The organism is Streptomyces sp. KL109B (assembly GCF_030766935.1).
Taxonomy (GTDB): domain Bacteria; phylum Actinomycetota; class Actinomycetes; order Streptomycetales; family Streptomycetaceae; genus Streptomyces.
Genome location: NZ_JASERL010000002.1, coordinates 1,196,734 through 1,212,534, shown reverse-complemented (window position 1 = coordinate 1,212,534; position 15,801 = coordinate 1,196,734). Strand labels below are relative to the sequence as shown.

Sequence of the window (15,801 nt, the reverse complement as noted above, 5' to 3'; positions counted from 1 at the left end):
GATCATGCTTGTCGCCGCTGCCGCCTGCCCGTGCCCGCCCCTGCTCGTGCCCGAGGTCGCCGCGGGCGCGGCGCCCGAACTGGACGCCGCGCGCGCGGCCTGCGACGAGGCGCTCGCGGCGCTGCTCGCGGCGGAGCCCGACCTGGTGTGCGTCATCGGCGAGGGCCCGCGTGCGACCGTCCACGAGCCGGGCGCCCGCGGCACCTTCCGCCCCTTCGGCGTCGACCTCGACGTGCACCTGGGCGCCCCGTCCGACGCCACTGAGGCGACGCTGCCGCCGTCCCTCTCCGTAGGCGCGTGGCTGCTCGCGCGCGCCGGATGGACCGGCGACGTACGCGGCTACGAGGTGACGGGCGACGGCCCGGCGTTCGACCCGTCCGAGGGGGGAGCGGAGCGCGTGGCGCTCCTCGTCATGGGCGACGGCACGGCCTGCCGCACGCTCAAGGCCCCCGGCTATCTGGACGAGCGCGCAGCGGGCGTGGACGCCGCCATCGGCGCCGCCCTGCGCGACCTCGACGCCGACGGCACGCTCGCGAACCTCGACGCCGACCTCGCCCGCGAACTGAAGATCTCCGGCCGCGCCCCCTGGCAACTCCTCAGCGCCGCCTGGGACAAGCGTGACGGCACGGGCCGCCTCCTGTACGAGGACGCGCCCTACGGAGTGGGCTACTTCGTGGCTTCTTGGACGTAACGCGGCACACACGGCGACGGTGGGGTGTCCCCGCCGTCGCTGTCCTTGGGACTCTTGCCGTCCGACGCGGACATCCGGTCGACGGCGTCCTTCGCCTTGTCCGTGCCCATCTGGATCTTGTCGCTGTACTTGCCCTTGGTCTTCTCGTCGACCATCTTGCCGGCCTTGTCCAAGCCCTGGTCGATCTTGTCCCCGTGCTGCTGCGCGAGGTCGGAGACCTTGCCCTTGGCGGGGCCGAGCTTGGCTTTCAAAGAGTCCAGGAAGCCCATGACTGCACCTTCTGTTGCCCAGAGCTCCCGTGGGAGCTACTTGCGGACGCCCTCGCCGGCCTCGTTGTCGGCGGCCTGCTCCGCGGACTGCTGCTTCGGGATCTCCACGCTCTCCGCCTCCGGGGCGGCGGCCTCCGCCGTCGCGCCCTCGGCAGCGGCCTCCGTGGCCTCCTGCTCCGCCGTGGCGGCCTCGGTGGCCTCACCGGAACCCTCGGCGTCCTCCGTCTCCGGAGCGGCCGTCAGAGTGGAGCCCTGTGCCTCGGTGGTTGACACCTCGCCCGCTTCGCTGGCCTTCCGACGAAACCTGGAAAACACGCCCATTTCAACTCCATACGTTACTCGTGTGGGCGAAATCCCGCCCTACCCGGTGCGTCTCATTGCGGCGACCGGGGCGCCGGTCCTTGAATCCGGCGGCTGGAACCTCGCAACAGGCAACGAACCCGAACCTGTGGCGTCACGTAGCTCATTCGTGAACAGGCGTCCGGGTTTGCGAGACTGGGGCGGTGAGTAGCGCAGCTCCCGCCCCGCGGGTCATCGCCGTCGTCGGGCCGACCGCGGCAGGAAAGTCAGATCTCGGCGTCTTCCTCGCCAAGGAACTCGGCGGCGAGGTGGTCAACGCCGACTCGATGCAGTTGTACCGGGGGATGGACATCGGCACCGCGAAACTGACGCCCGAGGAGCGCGACGGCGTGCCGCACCACCTCCTGGACATCTGGGACGTCACCGAGGCCGCCAGCGTCGCCGAGTACCAGCGCCTCGCCCGCGCGGAGATCGACCGGCTGCTCGCGGCAGGCCGCTGGCCCGTCCTCGTCGGCGGATCGGGGCTCTACGTAAGGGGCGCCGTCGACAAGATGGAGTTCCCCGGCACCGACCCCGAGGTCCGGGCCCGCCTGGAGGACGAGCTCCGGCTGCGCGGCTCCGGCGCCCTGCACGCGCGCCTCGCCGCCGCCGACCCGGAGGCGGGCGCGGCGATCCTGCCGAGCAACGGGCGGCGCGTCGTCCGCGCCCTCGAAGTCATCGAGATCACCGGCAAACCGTTCACCGCCAACCTGCCGGGACACGACTCCGTCTACGACACCGTCCAGATCGGCGTGGACGTGGCGCGGCCCGAACTCGACGAACGCATCGCCACGCGCGTGGACCGCATGTGGGAGGCCGGACTCGTCGACGAAGTGCGCGCGCTGGAGGGCCAGGGCCTGCGCGAGGGGCGCACGGCGTCCCGGGCCCTCGGCTACCAGCAGGTCCTCTCGGCCCTCGCCGACGAGTGCACGATGGACGAGGCGCGCGCGGAGACCGTCCGCGCCACCAAGCGCTTCGCGCGCCGCCAGGACTCGTGGTTCAGGCGCGACCCGCGGGTGCATTGGCTCAGTGGGGCCGCGGCGGAACGCGGGGAACTCCCGGCTCGCGCAATGTCGTTGGTCGAACGACCGGTTACAGCCTGATCACGTGATGGCATCGGGACGCTCCGCTCGTCATCCCGGCCTCTGTGGGCGTGCCATCATCGACCATCGATCGACCAGTGGAGTCCGGAGTGGGAGGGCGCGTGGCGATGGAGGCCGGCCCTCGTGACACCGCACCAGGCGGAGAGCAGCTCAGCACCGACGGCCCGGAGGCGACCGCCGACGGCGTGATCGCCGACGGTCCGAGCGTGGACGAGCTCGCCGCGCAGGACGAGGCCCAGGAGGTCGAGGTCGAGCTGCGCCCGCAGCGCAGGCTCCGCATCTGGCAGCTGGCACCCATCGTGATGCTGGCCGCGATCGGCTCCCTGATGTTCGCGTTCCCGCTGTTCTTCGAGTTCGGCGACGGCGGCGCGGTCGTGGCCATGCTCGGCCTCCTGATCAGCTCCTGCGCCGCGGGCTGGGGCATGATGGCGGCCCGCAAGGTGGGCTACACGCTGCCCGGCCTCCCGCCGCGCGGCTCGGGCAGCTGGCCGGACTGGCGGGTCGTGGGCGCGTACGTCGTCGTGGTCGCGGCCGTCGCCGTGCTCGCGGTGTGGCGCGTCGCACGGTTGCGCTGACCACACCGGCGGCCGGGATGTCCGACCCATCTCGTACGATCGAGAAATGACGACCTTCCTCAAGGGTCACGGGACCGAGAACGACTTCGTGATCATCCCGGATCCGGAGAACGCCATCGCGCTCTCGCCGACCGCCGTCGCCGCCCTGTGCGACCGCCGGGCCGGCATCGGGGCCGACGGTGTGCTCCATGTCGTGCGCGCCGCCGCCCACCCCGAGGCGCGGCACATGGCCGACGAGGCGGAGTGGTTCATGGACTACCGCAACGGCGACGGCTCGGTGGCCGAGATGTGCGGCAACGGAGTGCGGGTCTTCGCCCGCTACCTCCAGCACGCCGGACACATCGGCGAGGGCGACCTCGCCGTGGCCACCCGAGGCGGCGTCAAGACGGTGCACATCGACAAGGAAGGCCTGATCACGGTCGGCATGGGCAAGGCGGCGCTCCCCGAGGGCGACGTCACGGTCACCGTCGACGAGCGGACCTGGCCCGCGACGAACGTGAACATGGGGAACCCGCACGCGGTCGCCTTCGTGGCCGACCTCGCGCACGCGGGCACCCTGTACGCCGCACCCGCCTTCGCTCCGGCGAACGCGTACCCGGAGGGTGTGAACGTCGAGTTCGTCATCGACCGCGGCCCGAAGCACGTCGCCATGCGCGTGCACGAGCGCGGCTCGGGCGAGACCCGCTCCTGCGGCACCGGCGCCTGCGCCGTGGCCGTCGCGGCCGCCCGCAGGGACGGCCTGGACCCGGCCGTGACCGGGTCTTCTGTCACGTACGAGATCGATCTGCCCGGTGGCAGGCTGACGATCACCGAGCGTCCGGACGGCGAGATCGAGATGACGGGACCGGCGGTGATCGTCGCTGAGGGTGACATCGACGCCGACTGGTTCTCTGCGATCGAAACCGTAAACCAGTGAACCTTCGCTCGAATGGGTGATCCGTTTCACGCTCGGCGAGAGCGGGACTGCGCCACGTGATGGGCTCGGTAGCATCAAGCACCGGTCCGGACGGGTGCCGCCGCCAGCCCGCCGCCGGTCGACAAAGCCGGAGGTGCTCATGAGTGCGGAGGCGACCAACCCCGCGAATACGGGGCCGATCACGCCCGGATCGCATCGTCGACGTGGCCGCCCCCGGATCGACCTGCGCCGTCTCGGCCGCGCCGCACTCCTGGGCGCCCCCGCCCGCGGCCGCCTCCCCGACGCGATCGGTCACGTGGCGGAGGCCCACCGCGCGCACTACCCCGACGCCGCTCTGGACCCGCTGCACCGCGCCTACGTACTGGCCGAGTCCTCGCACCGGGGCCAGATGCGCAAGAGCGGCGAGCCGTACATCACGCACCCGCTCGCCGTGACGCTGATCCTGGCCGAGCTGGGCGCCGAGACCACGACGCTGACGGCCTCCCTGCTGCACGACACCGTCGAGGACACCGAGGTCACGCTCGACCAGGTGCGCGAGGAGTTCGGCGAGGAGGTCGCCTACCTCGTCGACGGCGTCACCAAGCTGGAGAAGGTCGACTACGGAGCGGCGGCCGAGCCGGAGACGTTCCGGAAGATGCTGGTGGCGACCGGAAACGACGTGCGCGTCATGTCGATCAAACTCGCCGACCGCCTGCACAACATGCGCACCCTCGGCGTCATGCGCCAGGAGAAGCAGGAACGGATCGCCAGGGTCACCCGCGACGTCCTGATCCCGCTCGCCGAGCGCCTCGGCGTGCAGGCCCTGAAGACCGAGCTCGAAGACCTCGTGTTCGCGATCCTGCGCCCCGAGGAGCACACGCAGACCCGCGAGCTCATGACGGCCTACGCGCAGCGCACCGAGGACTCCCTCGCCGGATTCGCGACCGAGGTGCGCGGCGTCCTGCGCGATGCCGGACTGAGTGCCGAAGTCCTCATCAGGCCGCGGCACTTCGTCTCCGTCCACCGGGTGCGCCGCAAGCGCGGCGAGCTGCGCGGCGCCGACTTCGGACGCCTCCTGGTCCTCGTGAACGAGGACGCGGACTGCTACGGAGTCCTCGGTGAACTGCACACCTGTTTCACGCCGGTGGTCTCGGAGTTCAAGGACTTCATCGCCGTACCGAAGTTCAACCTGTACCAGTCGCTGCACACCGCCGTGGCCCGCGGCGACGGCGAGGTCGCCGAAGTCCTCATCCGTACGCACCAGATGCACAAGGTCGCGGAGGCGGGCGTGGTGGCGCTCGGCAATCCGTACGCGCCCTCCGCAGAGGAACACCTGGACACCGTGGGCGAGCGCTCCGACCCCACGCGCCCCGGCTGGCTGAACCGGCTGCTCGACTGGCAGCAGTCCGCGCCGGACACCGACACCTTCTGGTCGACGCTGCGCGAGGACCTCGCCCAGGACCGCGAGATCACCGTCTTCCGGCCCGACGGCGGCTCCATCGGCCTCCCCGCGGGCGCCAGTTGCGTAGACGCCGCCTACGCGCAGTACGGCGAGGACGCGCACGCCTGCATCGGCGCGCGTGTCAACGGCCGCCTGGCGACGCTCAGTACGGTCCTCGGCGACGGCGACACGGTGCAGCTGCTCATGGCGGGGGCCGAGGGCGCCGCCGCCTCCGAGCCGTCCGTCGCCTGGCTCGACCACGCCCGTACGCCCGCCGCGCGCATCGCCATCCGCCGCTGGCTCGCCACCCACCCGGAGGGGCCGAGCGCGCCCGCCTCGGCGCCCAGAGCCCCGTACAACGGCCCCTCGGCGCGCCCCTCGACGGCGAACGCCGTGGTCGACCAGCCGGGCGCCACGGTGCGGCTCGCGGGCTGTTGTACGCCCGTACCGCCGGACGAGGTCACCGGGTTCTCCGTACGCGGCGGAGTCGTCACCGTGCACCGCGTCGCCTGCTCCGGAGTGGCGCGCATGAAGGACGCAGGACGCGCCGAGGTGGGTGTGCGCTGGGCGGACGCCGAGGCCGCCGAGTACCGGGTGACCCTCATCGCCGAGTCCTTCAGCCGCCCGCACCTGCTCGCCGACCTGACCGAGGCCATAGCGCTGGAGGGCGTCGCCATCATCTCGGCGACCGTCGACCCGCCCGACCAGGGCCGCGTCCGGCACACGTACACGCTCCAACTCCCGGACGCAGGACACCTCCAGGGCCTCATGCGGGCCATGCGCAATGTGCCGGGCGTGTACGACGTCGGGCGCACGCGGCACGCGGCGGCGGGCGCCCTGTAGGTCCAACCGCCCACCCAGAACCCTCGTTCGGGTGGTGCGGCGCGCCCCGCACCACGTACAAGGGCGGGCGCTGATAGCGGTAAGTCATGCTGCCCAGTTCCCGAAGGTCCCGAAGTTCCCGAACGCCCCGCGCGGCCGCGCTGCTCGCCGCCGGCGCCTCGCTCGCCCTCGTCGCCGCGGCCGCGCCAGGACCCGCCGAGCCGCTCGGCATCGGCGACCGGCTCTTCCCGCACCTGGGCAACCCGGGCTACGACGTCACCGACTACGACATCTCCTTCACGTACCACGGTGACAACAGCAAGCCCCTCAGCGCCATCACGAAGATCGACGCGCGGGCGACCTCCCGGCTCGACCGGATCAACCTCGACTTCTCGCACGGCACCGTGAGTTCGGTGCTGGTCAACGGGGCGTCGGCGCACTTCACCAGCAGCGGCGAGGACCTCATCGTCACGCCCGACCGGCCCGTGGCCGCGGGGAAGTCGCTCGACGTCACCGTGCGGCACACCAGTGACCCGCGGCCGGGCAAGAAGGAGAACGGCTGGGTGCGCACCAAGGACGGGCTCGCGATGGCCAACCAGGCCGACGCCGGGCACCGCGTGTTCCCGTCCAACGACCACCCCTCCGACAAGGCCTACTTCACCTTCCGTATCACCGCCCCCAAGGGGTACACGGCCGTCGCCAACGGCCTTCCTGTCGCGAAGACGCGACAAGGAGGCGCCACGCAGTGGGCCTACCGCACCGCCCACCCCATGGCCACGGAACTCGCCCAGGTCTCCATCGGGCGCTCCGCCGTGCTGCACCAGGAGGGGCCGCACGGACTTCCCGTACGCGATGTCGTACCGGCCAAGGACGCCAAGGCGCTGCGGCCGTGGCTCAAGAAGACGCCGGGCCAGATCTCCTGGATGGAGGGGAAGGTCGGGCGCTACCCCTTCGAGAACTACGGGCTGCTGATGGCCCACGCGTCCACCGGCTTCGAGCTCGAGACGCAAACGCTCTCTCTCTTCGAGAGAGACCTGTTCCTGCGGGACGGCTACCCGAAGTGGTACATCGAATCGATCATGGTGCATGAGCTGGCGCACCAGTGGTTCGGCGACAGCGTCAGCCCCCGCACCTGGTCCGACCTGTGGCTCAACGAAGGCCACGCCACCTGGTACGAGTCCCTGTATGCCGAGGAGAAGGCCGACCAGCCCATGGAGAAGCGGATGCGCTCCGCCTACCGCGCCTCCGACGCCTGGCGCGCCGAGGGCGGACCGCCCGCCAGGCCCAAGGCACCCTCCGGCGGCAAGATCAGCATCTTCAGGCCCGTCGTCTACGACGGCAGCGCCCTCGTCCTCTACGCCCTGCGCCAGGAGATCGGCAAGGACGCCTTCCAGCGCCTGGAGCGCGCGTGGGTGGGTACGCACCGTGACTCCACCGCCACGACCGCGGACTTCACCAGGCTCGCCTCCCAGATCGCCGGGCAGGACCTGAGCGGCTTCTTCGACGCCTGGCTGTACGGGAAGAAGACCCCGCCCATGCCGGGGCACCCGAAGTGGACGTCCGACCCGGTGCCGAAATAGCCGCGAGCGCGGGGCGTCGACCCGGTCACAGCGGGAAAAATCCGAGTGACGAGACGCCCCGTACCGTGCGAACATCGACGATGTCGACGGCGCGGGCCCCGCGGATCGGCCCTCGCGGGAATCGCGGGAATCCCCCGAGTGGTCCGCGCGTTGTGAAAGATGACGGGCGAGGCGCCCGTCACGTATCCCGAATCCCACAGACGTAAGGATCCAATGACCTCCTCTTCTTCCCCTTCCCAGGACGCGCAGCACATGGCGCAGAACAACCCCGAGAGTCTTCGGGCCGATGCCCTGATGGAAGAGGACGTCGCCTGGAGCCACGAGATCGACGGAGAGCGGGACGGCGAGCAGTTCGACCGCTCCGAGCGCGCGGCTCTGCGCCGCGTCGCGGGCCTCTCCACCGAACTCGAGGACGTCACCGAGGTCGAGTACCGACAGCTCCGCCTGGAGCGCGTGGTCCTCGTCGGCGTGTGGACGTCGGGAACGGTTCATGACGCGGAGAACTCTCTCGCGGAGCTCGCCGCCCTCGCCGAGACGGCGGGCGCGCTCGTGCTCGACGGCGTCATCCAGCGCCGCGACAAGCCCGACGCGGCGACGTACATCGGCTCCGGCAAGGCCATGGAGCTGCGCGACATCGTGCTCGAGACCGGAGCGGACACCGTCGTGTGCGACGGTGAGCTCAGCCCCGGCCAGCTCATCCACCTCGAAGACGTCGTCAAGGTCAAGGTGGTCGACCGCACCGCCCTGATCCTCGACATCTTCGCCCAGCACGCCAAGTCCCGAGAGGGCAAGGCGCAGGTCGCGCTCGCGCAGATGCAGTACATGCTGCCGCGCCTGCGTGGTTGGGGTCAGTCGCTGTCCCGGCAGATGGGTGGCGGTGGCTCCGGCTCCTCGGGCGGCGGCATGGCCACCCGTGGTCCCGGCGAGACCAAGATCGAGACGGACCGGCGCCGGATCCGCGAGAAGATGGCGAAGATGCGCCGTGAGATCGCGGAGATGAAGACCGGCCGCGACATCAAGCGCCAGGAGCGCCGCAGGCACAAGGTGCCCTCGGTGGCCATCGCCGGGTACACGAACGCCGGCAAGTCCTCGCTCCTCAACCGCCTCACGGGCGCGGGCGTGCTGGTGGAGAACGCGCTGTTCGCCACCCTCGACCCGACCGTGCGCCGGGCCGAGACCCCGAGCGGCCGGCTGTACACGCTGGCCGACACGGTCGGCTTCGTACGACACCTGCCGCACCACCTCGTCGAGGCGTTCCGCTCCACCATGGAGGAGGTCGGCGACTCCGACCTGATCCTGCACGTGGTCGACGGTTCGCACCCGGCGCCGGAGGAGCAGCTCGCCTCCGTACGCGAGGTCATCCGCGACGTCGGCGCGACGAACGTGCCCGAGATCGTGGTGGTCAACAAGGCGGACGCGGCCGACCCGTTGGTGCTGCAGCGGCTGCTGCGCGTGGAGAAGCGCGCGATCGCCGTCTCGGCCCGCTCGGGCCAGGGCATCGAGGAGCTGCTCCAGCTCATCGACGACGAACTGCCGCGCCCCGCGGTCGAGATCGAGGCCCTCGTGCCGTACACGCACGGCCAGCTGGTCGCGCGGGCGCACGCCGACGGCGAGGTGATCTCCGAGGAGCACACCCCGGAGGGCACGCTCCTGAAGGCACGCGTCCACGAGGAACTCGCGGCGGAACTCGCGCCGTACGTTCCGGCGTCCGTCGCGGGTTGAGAACTCGCGCCGCGGGCTGACGGGCTCGTACGTACAAAGGCTGAGCCCCTCTCCGGTCCACCGGAGAGGGGCTCGGTCGTGCGTGCGGTCGTGGCCTACTGACCGGCGAACTTCCTGCTCACCGAGTCATAGATCCCCTTGGCCTCCTTGCCGAGCCGCGGGCCCGCGAGCCAGCCCGCCGTCACCGGGCCGATCGAGGTGTTGGACACCAGGGCGGGCTTGCCGTCCGAGCCCGTGCCGATCCAGCCACCGCCGGAGGAACCGCCGGTCATGGTGCAGCCGACGCGGTACATCGTCGGGTCCGTGTCGTTCAGCGACAGCCGGCCCGGCCGGTCCGCGCACTGGTACAGCTTCTGCCCGTCGAACGGCGCGGCGGCAGGGTAGCCCTTCGCCGTCAGCCGCGAGATCTTCGGCACCGCCGGTGCGTTGAAGTCAACCGGAAGCGCCGCACCCACCGTCTCCTCCAGGGACTTGGTGGTGCCGCCCTTCTCCGGCGTCACATGGATGACCGCGAAGTCGTACGGCGCGCCCGCGCCGCCGCTCGGCCCGCCCTGCGCGATCCACTGGTCCGAGGTCAGCGCCGCGTCGCCCCACCACACGCCGTACGGAGCGACCTCGCTCCTGGGCGCGCCCTGCAGCTCCTGCGCGGACTTTCCACCGTTGTTGTACGAGGGTACGAACGCGATGTTGCGGTACCAGCCGCCGTTCTTGCCCGCGTGCACGCAGTGGCCCGCCGTCCAGAGCATGTTGGACTTGCCGGGGTGCGCGGGATCGGTGACCACGGTCGCCGAGCAGACCATCGAACCCTTGGGCCCGTCGAAGAACAGCTTGCCCGCGTACGGAGCGTTCGCGTGGTACGGGGTGCCGACGCCCGCCGCCGACACCGGCCTCGGCTCCGGGTCCGTCACACCCTGGTCGCCGGAGAGGTCGTTCTCGTCGACCTCGCCACCGGGGTTCTTGTCCGCGTCCCGCATTCGGGCCGAGTCCCACAGGCCGGCGATGATCGGGTTGACGAAGTCCTGCGCCTCACGCAGCCACTTGTCCTTGTCCCAGTTCTTCCACTCGCCGTCCTTCCACTTGTCCGGATCGATCCCGTGCTCCTTGAGCCGGTCCTTGATGTCGTCCGGAATCTTGAACGTGCCGCCGCCGCCCGCGGTCGCCGAGGCGGTCGGCTTGTCGTTCGCGTTGTCCTCGCCCGGACCGCACGCCGTGGCGGTCAGGGCGAGTACCGCACCGAGCGCAACCGCCGCCGCCACGGGGGACGTTCTGCTGCGCACGCCCCGAGAACGGCGTGCGGCGAACTGCGGGCGTATGGGTCGCATGTCGTGAATCCCCCTGGGTTTCGAAATGGTGGAACTGCCTGCGTGTGCGGTGGACGCGAGGCACTGCCTCTCCCCCCGAACGGCACACCACCCTATGCCGGTGCCGTAGGCGACGACCGACAAAGCCGCAACGGTTCCGTCACGGAGGGATCTTCCTGCCTGTACGGATCGTTGAAGCGCGGCGCGTGGGGGCCCACGAGGCGCCGGGCGCGGACACCGGGCAAAGGTCTGCTCATGAGTCCCGTACGAGCCGTGTTCCTCCGCTCGCCCCGTCGTTGGTACGTACGGGGGAACCGCAGTCGACGTTCAGCCCCGGACCGTCCTGGCCCACCGGCAGGACGGTCCACGGCTGCGCGCACGCCAACTCGCCGTACGGATCGGTGAGTCGAGGAACCTTTTCGGCCGTATATCCAGCGGGAGGACCAACAGCCGTGGCGGTGACCGATCCTGTGCCTGTGACCGATCCTGAGACCGTGGCGGTGCCCGACCCGCACGTCGGCGGGGCACCCGGCACCGCGGCCCACGACACCACTGAGTCGACTCACACGACTCATACCACTCAGCACGAAGGCATCCTGCGCCGGCAGTGCGCGCGGGAGTCCGCGGCGCGCACCTATGCGCGCGCCCTGCCGATCGTGCCGGTGCGGGCGCGCGGGCTCACCATCGAGGGCGCCGACGGCCGCCGCTATCTGGACTGCCTGTCCGGCGCCGGGACCCTCGCGCTCGGCCACAACCACCCGGTGGTGCTCGAAGCCATCCGCAAGGTGCTCGACTCGGGGGCGCCGCTGCACGTCCTCGACCTGGCCACCCCGGTCAAGGACGCCTTCACCACGGAGCTGTTCAGCACGCTGCCGCCCGGCCTCGCCGACCGCGCCCGCATCCAGTTCTGCGGCCCCGCGGGCACCGACGCCGTCGAGGCCGCGCTGAAACTGGTCCGCACCGCCACCGGGCGCTCGGGCCTGCTCGCCTTCACCGGCGCGTATCACGGGATGACCGCGGGGGCGCTCGAAGCCTCGGGCGGGGCGCAGGACGTCCGCGTGACGCGCCTGCCGTATCCGCAGGACTACCGCTGCCCCTTCGGCATCGGCGGCCCGCGCGGAGCCGAACTCGCCGCCCGGTGGACCGAGTCGCTGCTCGACGACACCAAGTCCGGGGTGCCGGACCCGGCCGGCATGATCCTCGAACCGGTGCAGGGGGAGGGCGGTGTCATCCCCGCCCCCGACACCTGGATGCGCAGGATGCGAGCCGTCACCGAGCGCCGCTCGATCCCCCTGGTCGTCGACGAGGTGCAGACCGGCGTCGGCCGCACCGGCGCCTTCTGGGCCGTGGAACACAGCGGCGTCGTGCCCGACGTGATGGTCCTGTCCAAGGCCATCGGCGGCAGCCTGCCGCTCGCCGTGCTCGTCTACCGCGACGACCTCGACGTCTGGCCGCCGGGCGCGCACGCCGGCACCTTCCGCGGCAACCAGCTGGCCATGGCCGCGGGCGCGGCCACCCTCGCGTACGTCCGCGAGAACGCCCTCGCCGACCGCGCCGCCGCCCTGGGCGGCCGCATGCTCGGCCAACTCCGGCGGCTTTCCGACGAGTTCGCGTGCGTCGGCGAGGTCCGTGGGCGCGGCCTCATGATCGGCGTGGAACTCGTCGACCCGGACGGCGCCACCCCTGCCGCCGCCGAACCCCTCGACGACCCGCTGCTCACGGGCGCCGCAGCCCCGCTCCCCGCCGCACCCCGACTCGCCGCCGCCGTGCGCGACGCCTGCCTGCACCGCGGTCTGATCGTCGAACTCGGCGGCCGGCACTCCAGCGTCGTACGCCTGCTGCCTCCCCTCACCATCACCGACGAGCAGGCCGCGGCCGTCGTGGACCGGCTCGCGGACGCCCTGGCAGCCGTCGCCCGCGAGCACCGCCACGAGGCGTAGGAGCACCCGACGACCCATCCCCACCAGCGACGGCGGTGACCCGCCGGACCGGCCGGCCCACCGCGCCATGGAGCCCAACACCCCCACGCAAGGAAACGTCTTGAACGCCACCCCCGCTTCCGACGGCCGTCCCCGTCCCACCGCCGGCGGATCCTGTGACACGCAAGCCCCGCACCCCCAGGAGCGCGACTCGATCCCGCGGCAGAAGGGCGGCGACCAGCAGACCGAGCGTCCGCACACCCCCACCGTGGACCTCCTGGAGCACCCGGACCCCGCAACCGCCGCCCAGGCCGCGGCAGTCGAGAATCTGCTGCGCTGCTGGGTACGCGAGAACAACATCGCTCCTCCTTCCTTCGGCGCCCTCCGCATCCCGCTGCCCGCGAGCGGCACCGCCCTCCTCGTCCCCGTCCACTACTGGTCACCCTCCGGCTGGCACCGCTTCGGCCTGCCCTGCCTGGAGAACGCCCCGCACCACGCCCCACGCGTGGACGCAGTCACCCTCGCGGCCCTCCTGAGCAGGGAATCCGCCCGCGGCGAGGCCGAGTCCACCCGGGGTGAGGCCGAGCCCTCCCGGGACGAAGCCGAAGCCGAGTCCGCTCGCGGTGCGGCCGAGTCCGCGCGAGGTGAAGCCGACGCCCCCGTTCCCACGGGCAGTGCCCCCGACGTCGCCCCCGACCTCGACCACGGCCCCGACGCCACCCCCGTCGGCGACGACGGTGAACTGGTGGTCCGCGTCGCCGACTCGATGCGCCGCACCATCGAGTTCATCGCGGACCGCCGACGCCGTCCCACCGACGCGGCCGACCCCTTCCTCGCCGCCGAACAGGCGCTCGTCCTCGGGCACCCGCTGCACCCGACACCGAAGAGCCGCGAAGGGCTCTCCGAGGCCGAAGCCGGCCGCTATTCACCGGAGTTGCGTGGCTCCTTCCCGCTGCACTGGATCTCCGTCGCCCCCGACGTCCTCGCCCAGGACTCCGCCTGGACCGACGGCGGCCGGGCCCGCACCGCCGCCGACCTCACCTCCCAACTGGCAGGCTCCAACCTTCCGTTGCCGCACGGGCACGCCGCCCTGCCCGTGCACCCGTGGCAGCTGCGCGAGCTACGGCAGCGCCCCGCCACCGCCGCCCTCCTGGACGCCGGTCTGCTGCGCGACCTCGGCCCGCACGGCGAGCCCTGGTTCCCCACCTCCTCCGTCCGCACGCTGTACCAGCCCGGCGCGCCCGCCATGCTCAAGCTCTCCCTCGGCCTGCGCATCACCAACTCCCGCCGGGAGAACCTCCGCAAGGAACTCCACCGGGGCGTCGAGGCGCACCGGCTCCTCGGCACCGGTCTCGCCGAGGAGTGGCACGCCGCGCACCCCGGCTTCGACATCGTCCGCGACCCGGCCTGGCTCGCGGTCGACGACCCGGACGGCGCGCCGGTGCCGGGCCTGGATGTGATGATCCGCGCCAACCCCTTCCGCTCCCACGACGACGCGTCCTGCGTCGCCGGCTTCGTCTCGCCCCGGCCGACCACCGCCCCGGCCGACGGTGCGGGCCGCACCCACGACAGAGCCGATGACCGCGCTGATCGCGCCGATCGCGCCGATCGCACCGGCCACCCGGCCATCAGCTCCCGCCTCGCCGACACCGTGACCCGGCTCGCGGCCCGCAGCGGACGCCCTCACGGGGCCGTGGCGGCCGAGTGGTTCCTGCGGTATCTGGAGCACGTCGTCCGCCCCGTGCTCTGGCTCGACGGCGAGGCCGGTGTCGCCCTGGAGGCCCACCAGCAGAACACCGTGCTGCTCCTGGACGCCGACGGTTGGCCCGCCGGCGGCCGCTACCGGGACAACCAGGGCTACTACTTCCGCGAGTCCCGCCGCGCCGAACTCGACCGACGACTGCCCGGCATCGGCACCCACAGCGACACCTTCGTCGACGACGACGTCACAGACGAGCGATTCGCCTACTACCTCGCCATCAACAACGTCCTCGGCCTGATCGGAGCCTTCGGCTCCCAACGACTCGCCGACGAAGCGCTGTTGCTCGCCGCGTTCCGCCGCTTCCTCGGCGAGGCCGCCGCCGGCCCGACCCGGCTGCGCAGCACGCTGCCGAGCCTGCTGCTCGACTCGCCCACGCTGCGCTGCAAGGCGAACATGCTCACCCGGCTGCACGGCCTCGACGAACTCGTCGGCCCCGTCGACACCCAGTCCGTCTACGTCACCATCGCCAACCCCTTTCATTCCCGCCGTACCTGAGAATCCTGAGAGAGGAGTGTCGCCGTGCCTCCCACCGATGCGAGCACCGACGCCGACACCACTCCCGCCACCGACCCCAACGACACGTCGCCAGCCGCGAAGAGCACGAAGGGCGCCGACGCCGCCGACGCCGCCGACGCCGCGGACGTCCAGGACACCCTGGACCTGCGCCTCCCCGACGAGCTGCTCGCGCTCATCGCGGAGCGGGACGCCGACTACCAGCACACCGCCGACCACCGCACCGACCACCAGCACACCGCGGACCTCGACGCCCTGGCCGAGCGAGACCTGCTGGACGACGTGGGGGAGTGGGGACCGGTCACCACTCCCTCAGGCGTGTTCCAGCTCGTCCCGGTGCGCATCGAGCGGGACCTGGCACTCGTCAGCCGCTGGATGAACGACCCCGCCGTGGCCGCCTTCTGGGAACTCGCGGGTCCCGATGCCGTCACCGCGGACCACATGCGTTCCCAGCTCGACGGCGACGGACGCAGCGTTCCGTGCCTCGGCGTCCTCGACGGCACGCCCATGAGCTACTGGGAGATCTACCGCGCCGACCTCGACCCGCTGGCCCGCCATTACCCCGCCCGCCCGCACGACACCGGAATCCACCTCCTCATCGGTGGCGTCGCCGACCGTGGACGAGGGCTCGGCACCACGCTGCTCGCAGCCGTCGCCGACCTCGTACTGGATCATCGCCCGCGCTGTGCGCGGGTCATCGCGGAACCCGACCTTCGCAACACCCCCTCCGTCTCCGCCTTCCTGGGCGCGGGATTCCGCTTCTCCGCCGAGGTGGAACTCCCCGACAAGCGGGCCGCGCTCATGGTCCGTGACCGCGCCCTGCGCACCGTGCTCCAGGCCGGTCACTCTCAGTAACGAACCTCGACCCG

At 71.7% G+C, this 15,801-nt stretch carries 13 protein-coding genes; 10 read left to right on the top strand and 3 right to left on the bottom strand.

Annotated elements, in window-relative coordinates; all coding sequences use genetic code 11:
- The first annotated feature begins 4 nt into the window (after positions 1–4).
- A complete protein-coding gene (locus tag RBJ65_RS11085; RefSeq protein WP_306318061.1) occupies positions 5–691 on the top strand; it encodes a class III extradiol dioxygenase subunit B-like domain-containing protein in 687 nt (228 codons plus the stop codon).
- Here the strand turns inward: RBJ65_RS11085 and RBJ65_RS11080 are convergent.
- Positions 667–960, bottom strand: coding sequence for an antitoxin (locus tag RBJ65_RS11080; protein ID WP_306318062.1), 294 nt, complete (start codon positions 958–960; stop codon positions 667–669). The genes RBJ65_RS11085 and RBJ65_RS11080 overlap by 25 nt on opposite strands.
- A 36-nt stretch (positions 961–996) precedes the next feature.
- Positions 997–1,233 carry a gliding motility protein gene (locus RBJ65_RS11075; protein WP_306318063.1) on the bottom strand — a complete coding sequence of 79 codons (237 nt, stop codon included), beginning with the start codon at positions 1,231–1,233 and terminating at the stop codon, positions 997–999.
- A gap of 230 nt (positions 1,234–1,463) precedes the next feature.
- Here RBJ65_RS11075 and miaA point away from each other — a divergent pair, with 230 nt between their 5' ends.
- The 6 genes from miaA to hflX all read left to right on the top strand — a co-directional run bounded on the left by miaA (position 1,464) and on the right by hflX (position 9,437).
- Positions 1,464–2,402, top strand: coding sequence for a tRNA (adenosine(37)-N6)-dimethylallyltransferase MiaA (gene miaA, locus RBJ65_RS11070; RefSeq protein ID WP_306318064.1), 939 nt, complete (start codon positions 1,464–1,466; stop codon positions 2,400–2,402).
- A gap of 107 nt (positions 2,403–2,509) precedes the next feature.
- Positions 2,510–2,977: a hypothetical protein gene (locus tag RBJ65_RS11065; RefSeq protein ID WP_306318321.1), complete on the top strand. Its 468-nt coding sequence runs from the start codon at positions 2,510–2,512 to the stop codon at positions 2,975–2,977.
- Between the two features lie 46 nt (positions 2,978–3,023).
- The gene (dapF, locus tag RBJ65_RS11060) at positions 3,024–3,893 is read left to right on the top strand and encodes a diaminopimelate epimerase (RefSeq protein ID WP_306318065.1); all 870 of its coding nucleotides are present in this window, start codon (positions 3,024–3,026) and stop codon (positions 3,891–3,893) included.
- A 139-nt stretch (positions 3,894–4,032) separates the two neighbouring features.
- Positions 4,033–6,156: a bifunctional (p)ppGpp synthetase/guanosine-3',5'-bis(diphosphate) 3'-pyrophosphohydrolase gene (locus tag RBJ65_RS11055; RefSeq protein ID WP_306318066.1), complete on the top strand. Its 2,124-nt coding sequence runs from the start codon at positions 4,033–4,035 to the stop codon at positions 6,154–6,156.
- Between the two features lie 86 nt (positions 6,157–6,242).
- On the top strand, positions 6,243–7,715 hold the full coding sequence (locus RBJ65_RS11050) for a M1 family metallopeptidase (RefSeq protein WP_306318067.1): 1,473 nt from the start codon (positions 6,243–6,245) through the stop codon (positions 7,713–7,715).
- Positions 7,716–7,928: 213 nt separating this feature from the next.
- Positions 7,929–9,437, top strand: a complete 1,509-nt coding sequence (gene hflX / locus RBJ65_RS11045) for a GTPase HflX (RefSeq protein ID WP_306318068.1) — start codon at positions 7,929–7,931, stop codon at positions 9,435–9,437.
- Positions 9,438–9,532: 95 nt separating this feature from the next.
- Here the strand turns inward: hflX and RBJ65_RS11040 are convergent, their stop codons facing one another.
- Positions 9,533–10,759 (bottom strand): serine protease, encoded by a 1,227-nt coding sequence (locus RBJ65_RS11040; protein ID WP_306318069.1) that lies wholly within the window; start codon positions 10,757–10,759, stop codon positions 9,533–9,535.
- Between the two features lie 572 nt (positions 10,760–11,331).
- Here RBJ65_RS11040 and RBJ65_RS11035 point away from each other — a divergent pair.
- The 3 genes from RBJ65_RS11035 to RBJ65_RS11025 all read left to right on the top strand — a co-directional run bounded on the left by RBJ65_RS11035 (position 11,332) and on the right by RBJ65_RS11025 (position 15,787).
- Entirely contained in the window at positions 11,332–12,678 is a 1,347-nt protein-coding gene (locus RBJ65_RS11035) for a diaminobutyrate--2-oxoglutarate transaminase family protein (RefSeq protein ID WP_306318322.1), read from the top strand.
- Between the two features lie 100 nt (positions 12,679–12,778).
- The gene (locus RBJ65_RS11030) at positions 12,779–14,914 is read left to right on the top strand and encodes an IucA/IucC family siderophore biosynthesis protein (RefSeq protein ID WP_306318070.1); all 2,136 of its coding nucleotides are present in this window, start codon (positions 12,779–12,781) and stop codon (positions 14,912–14,914) included.
- A gap of 24 nt (positions 14,915–14,938) precedes the next feature.
- Positions 14,939–15,787, top strand: coding sequence for a GNAT family N-acetyltransferase (locus RBJ65_RS11025; protein WP_306318071.1), 849 nt, complete (start codon positions 14,939–14,941; stop codon positions 15,785–15,787).
- The last annotated feature ends 14 nt before the right edge of the window (positions 15,788–15,801 follow it).

What these genes read in the sequence shown, in the direction of transcription:
- RBJ65_RS11085 (WP_306318061.1), top strand. Translation starts at nt 5, where the DNA reads ATGCTTGTCGCCGCTGCCGCCTGCCCGTGCCCGCCCCTGCTCGTGCCC.
- RBJ65_RS11080 (WP_306318062.1), bottom strand. Translation starts at nt 960, where the DNA reads ATGGGCTTCCTGGACTCTTTGAAAGCCAAGCTCGGCCCCGCCAAGGGC.
- RBJ65_RS11065 (WP_306318321.1), top strand. Translation starts at nt 2,510, where the DNA reads ATGGAGGCCGGCCCTCGTGACACCGCACCAGGCGGAGAGCAGCTCAGC.
- dapF (WP_306318065.1), top strand. Translation starts at nt 3,024, where the DNA reads ATGACGACCTTCCTCAAGGGTCACGGGACCGAGAACGACTTCGTGATC.
- RBJ65_RS11055 (WP_306318066.1), top strand. Translation starts at nt 4,033, where the DNA reads ATGAGTGCGGAGGCGACCAACCCCGCGAATACGGGGCCGATCACGCCC.
- RBJ65_RS11050 (WP_306318067.1), top strand. Translation starts at nt 6,243, where the DNA reads ATGCTGCCCAGTTCCCGAAGGTCCCGAAGTTCCCGAACGCCCCGCGCG.
- hflX (WP_306318068.1), top strand. Translation starts at nt 7,929, where the DNA reads ATGACCTCCTCTTCTTCCCCTTCCCAGGACGCGCAGCACATGGCGCAG.
- RBJ65_RS11040 (WP_306318069.1), bottom strand. Translation starts at nt 10,759, where the DNA reads ATGCGACCCATACGCCCGCAGTTCGCCGCACGCCGTTCTCGGGGCGTG.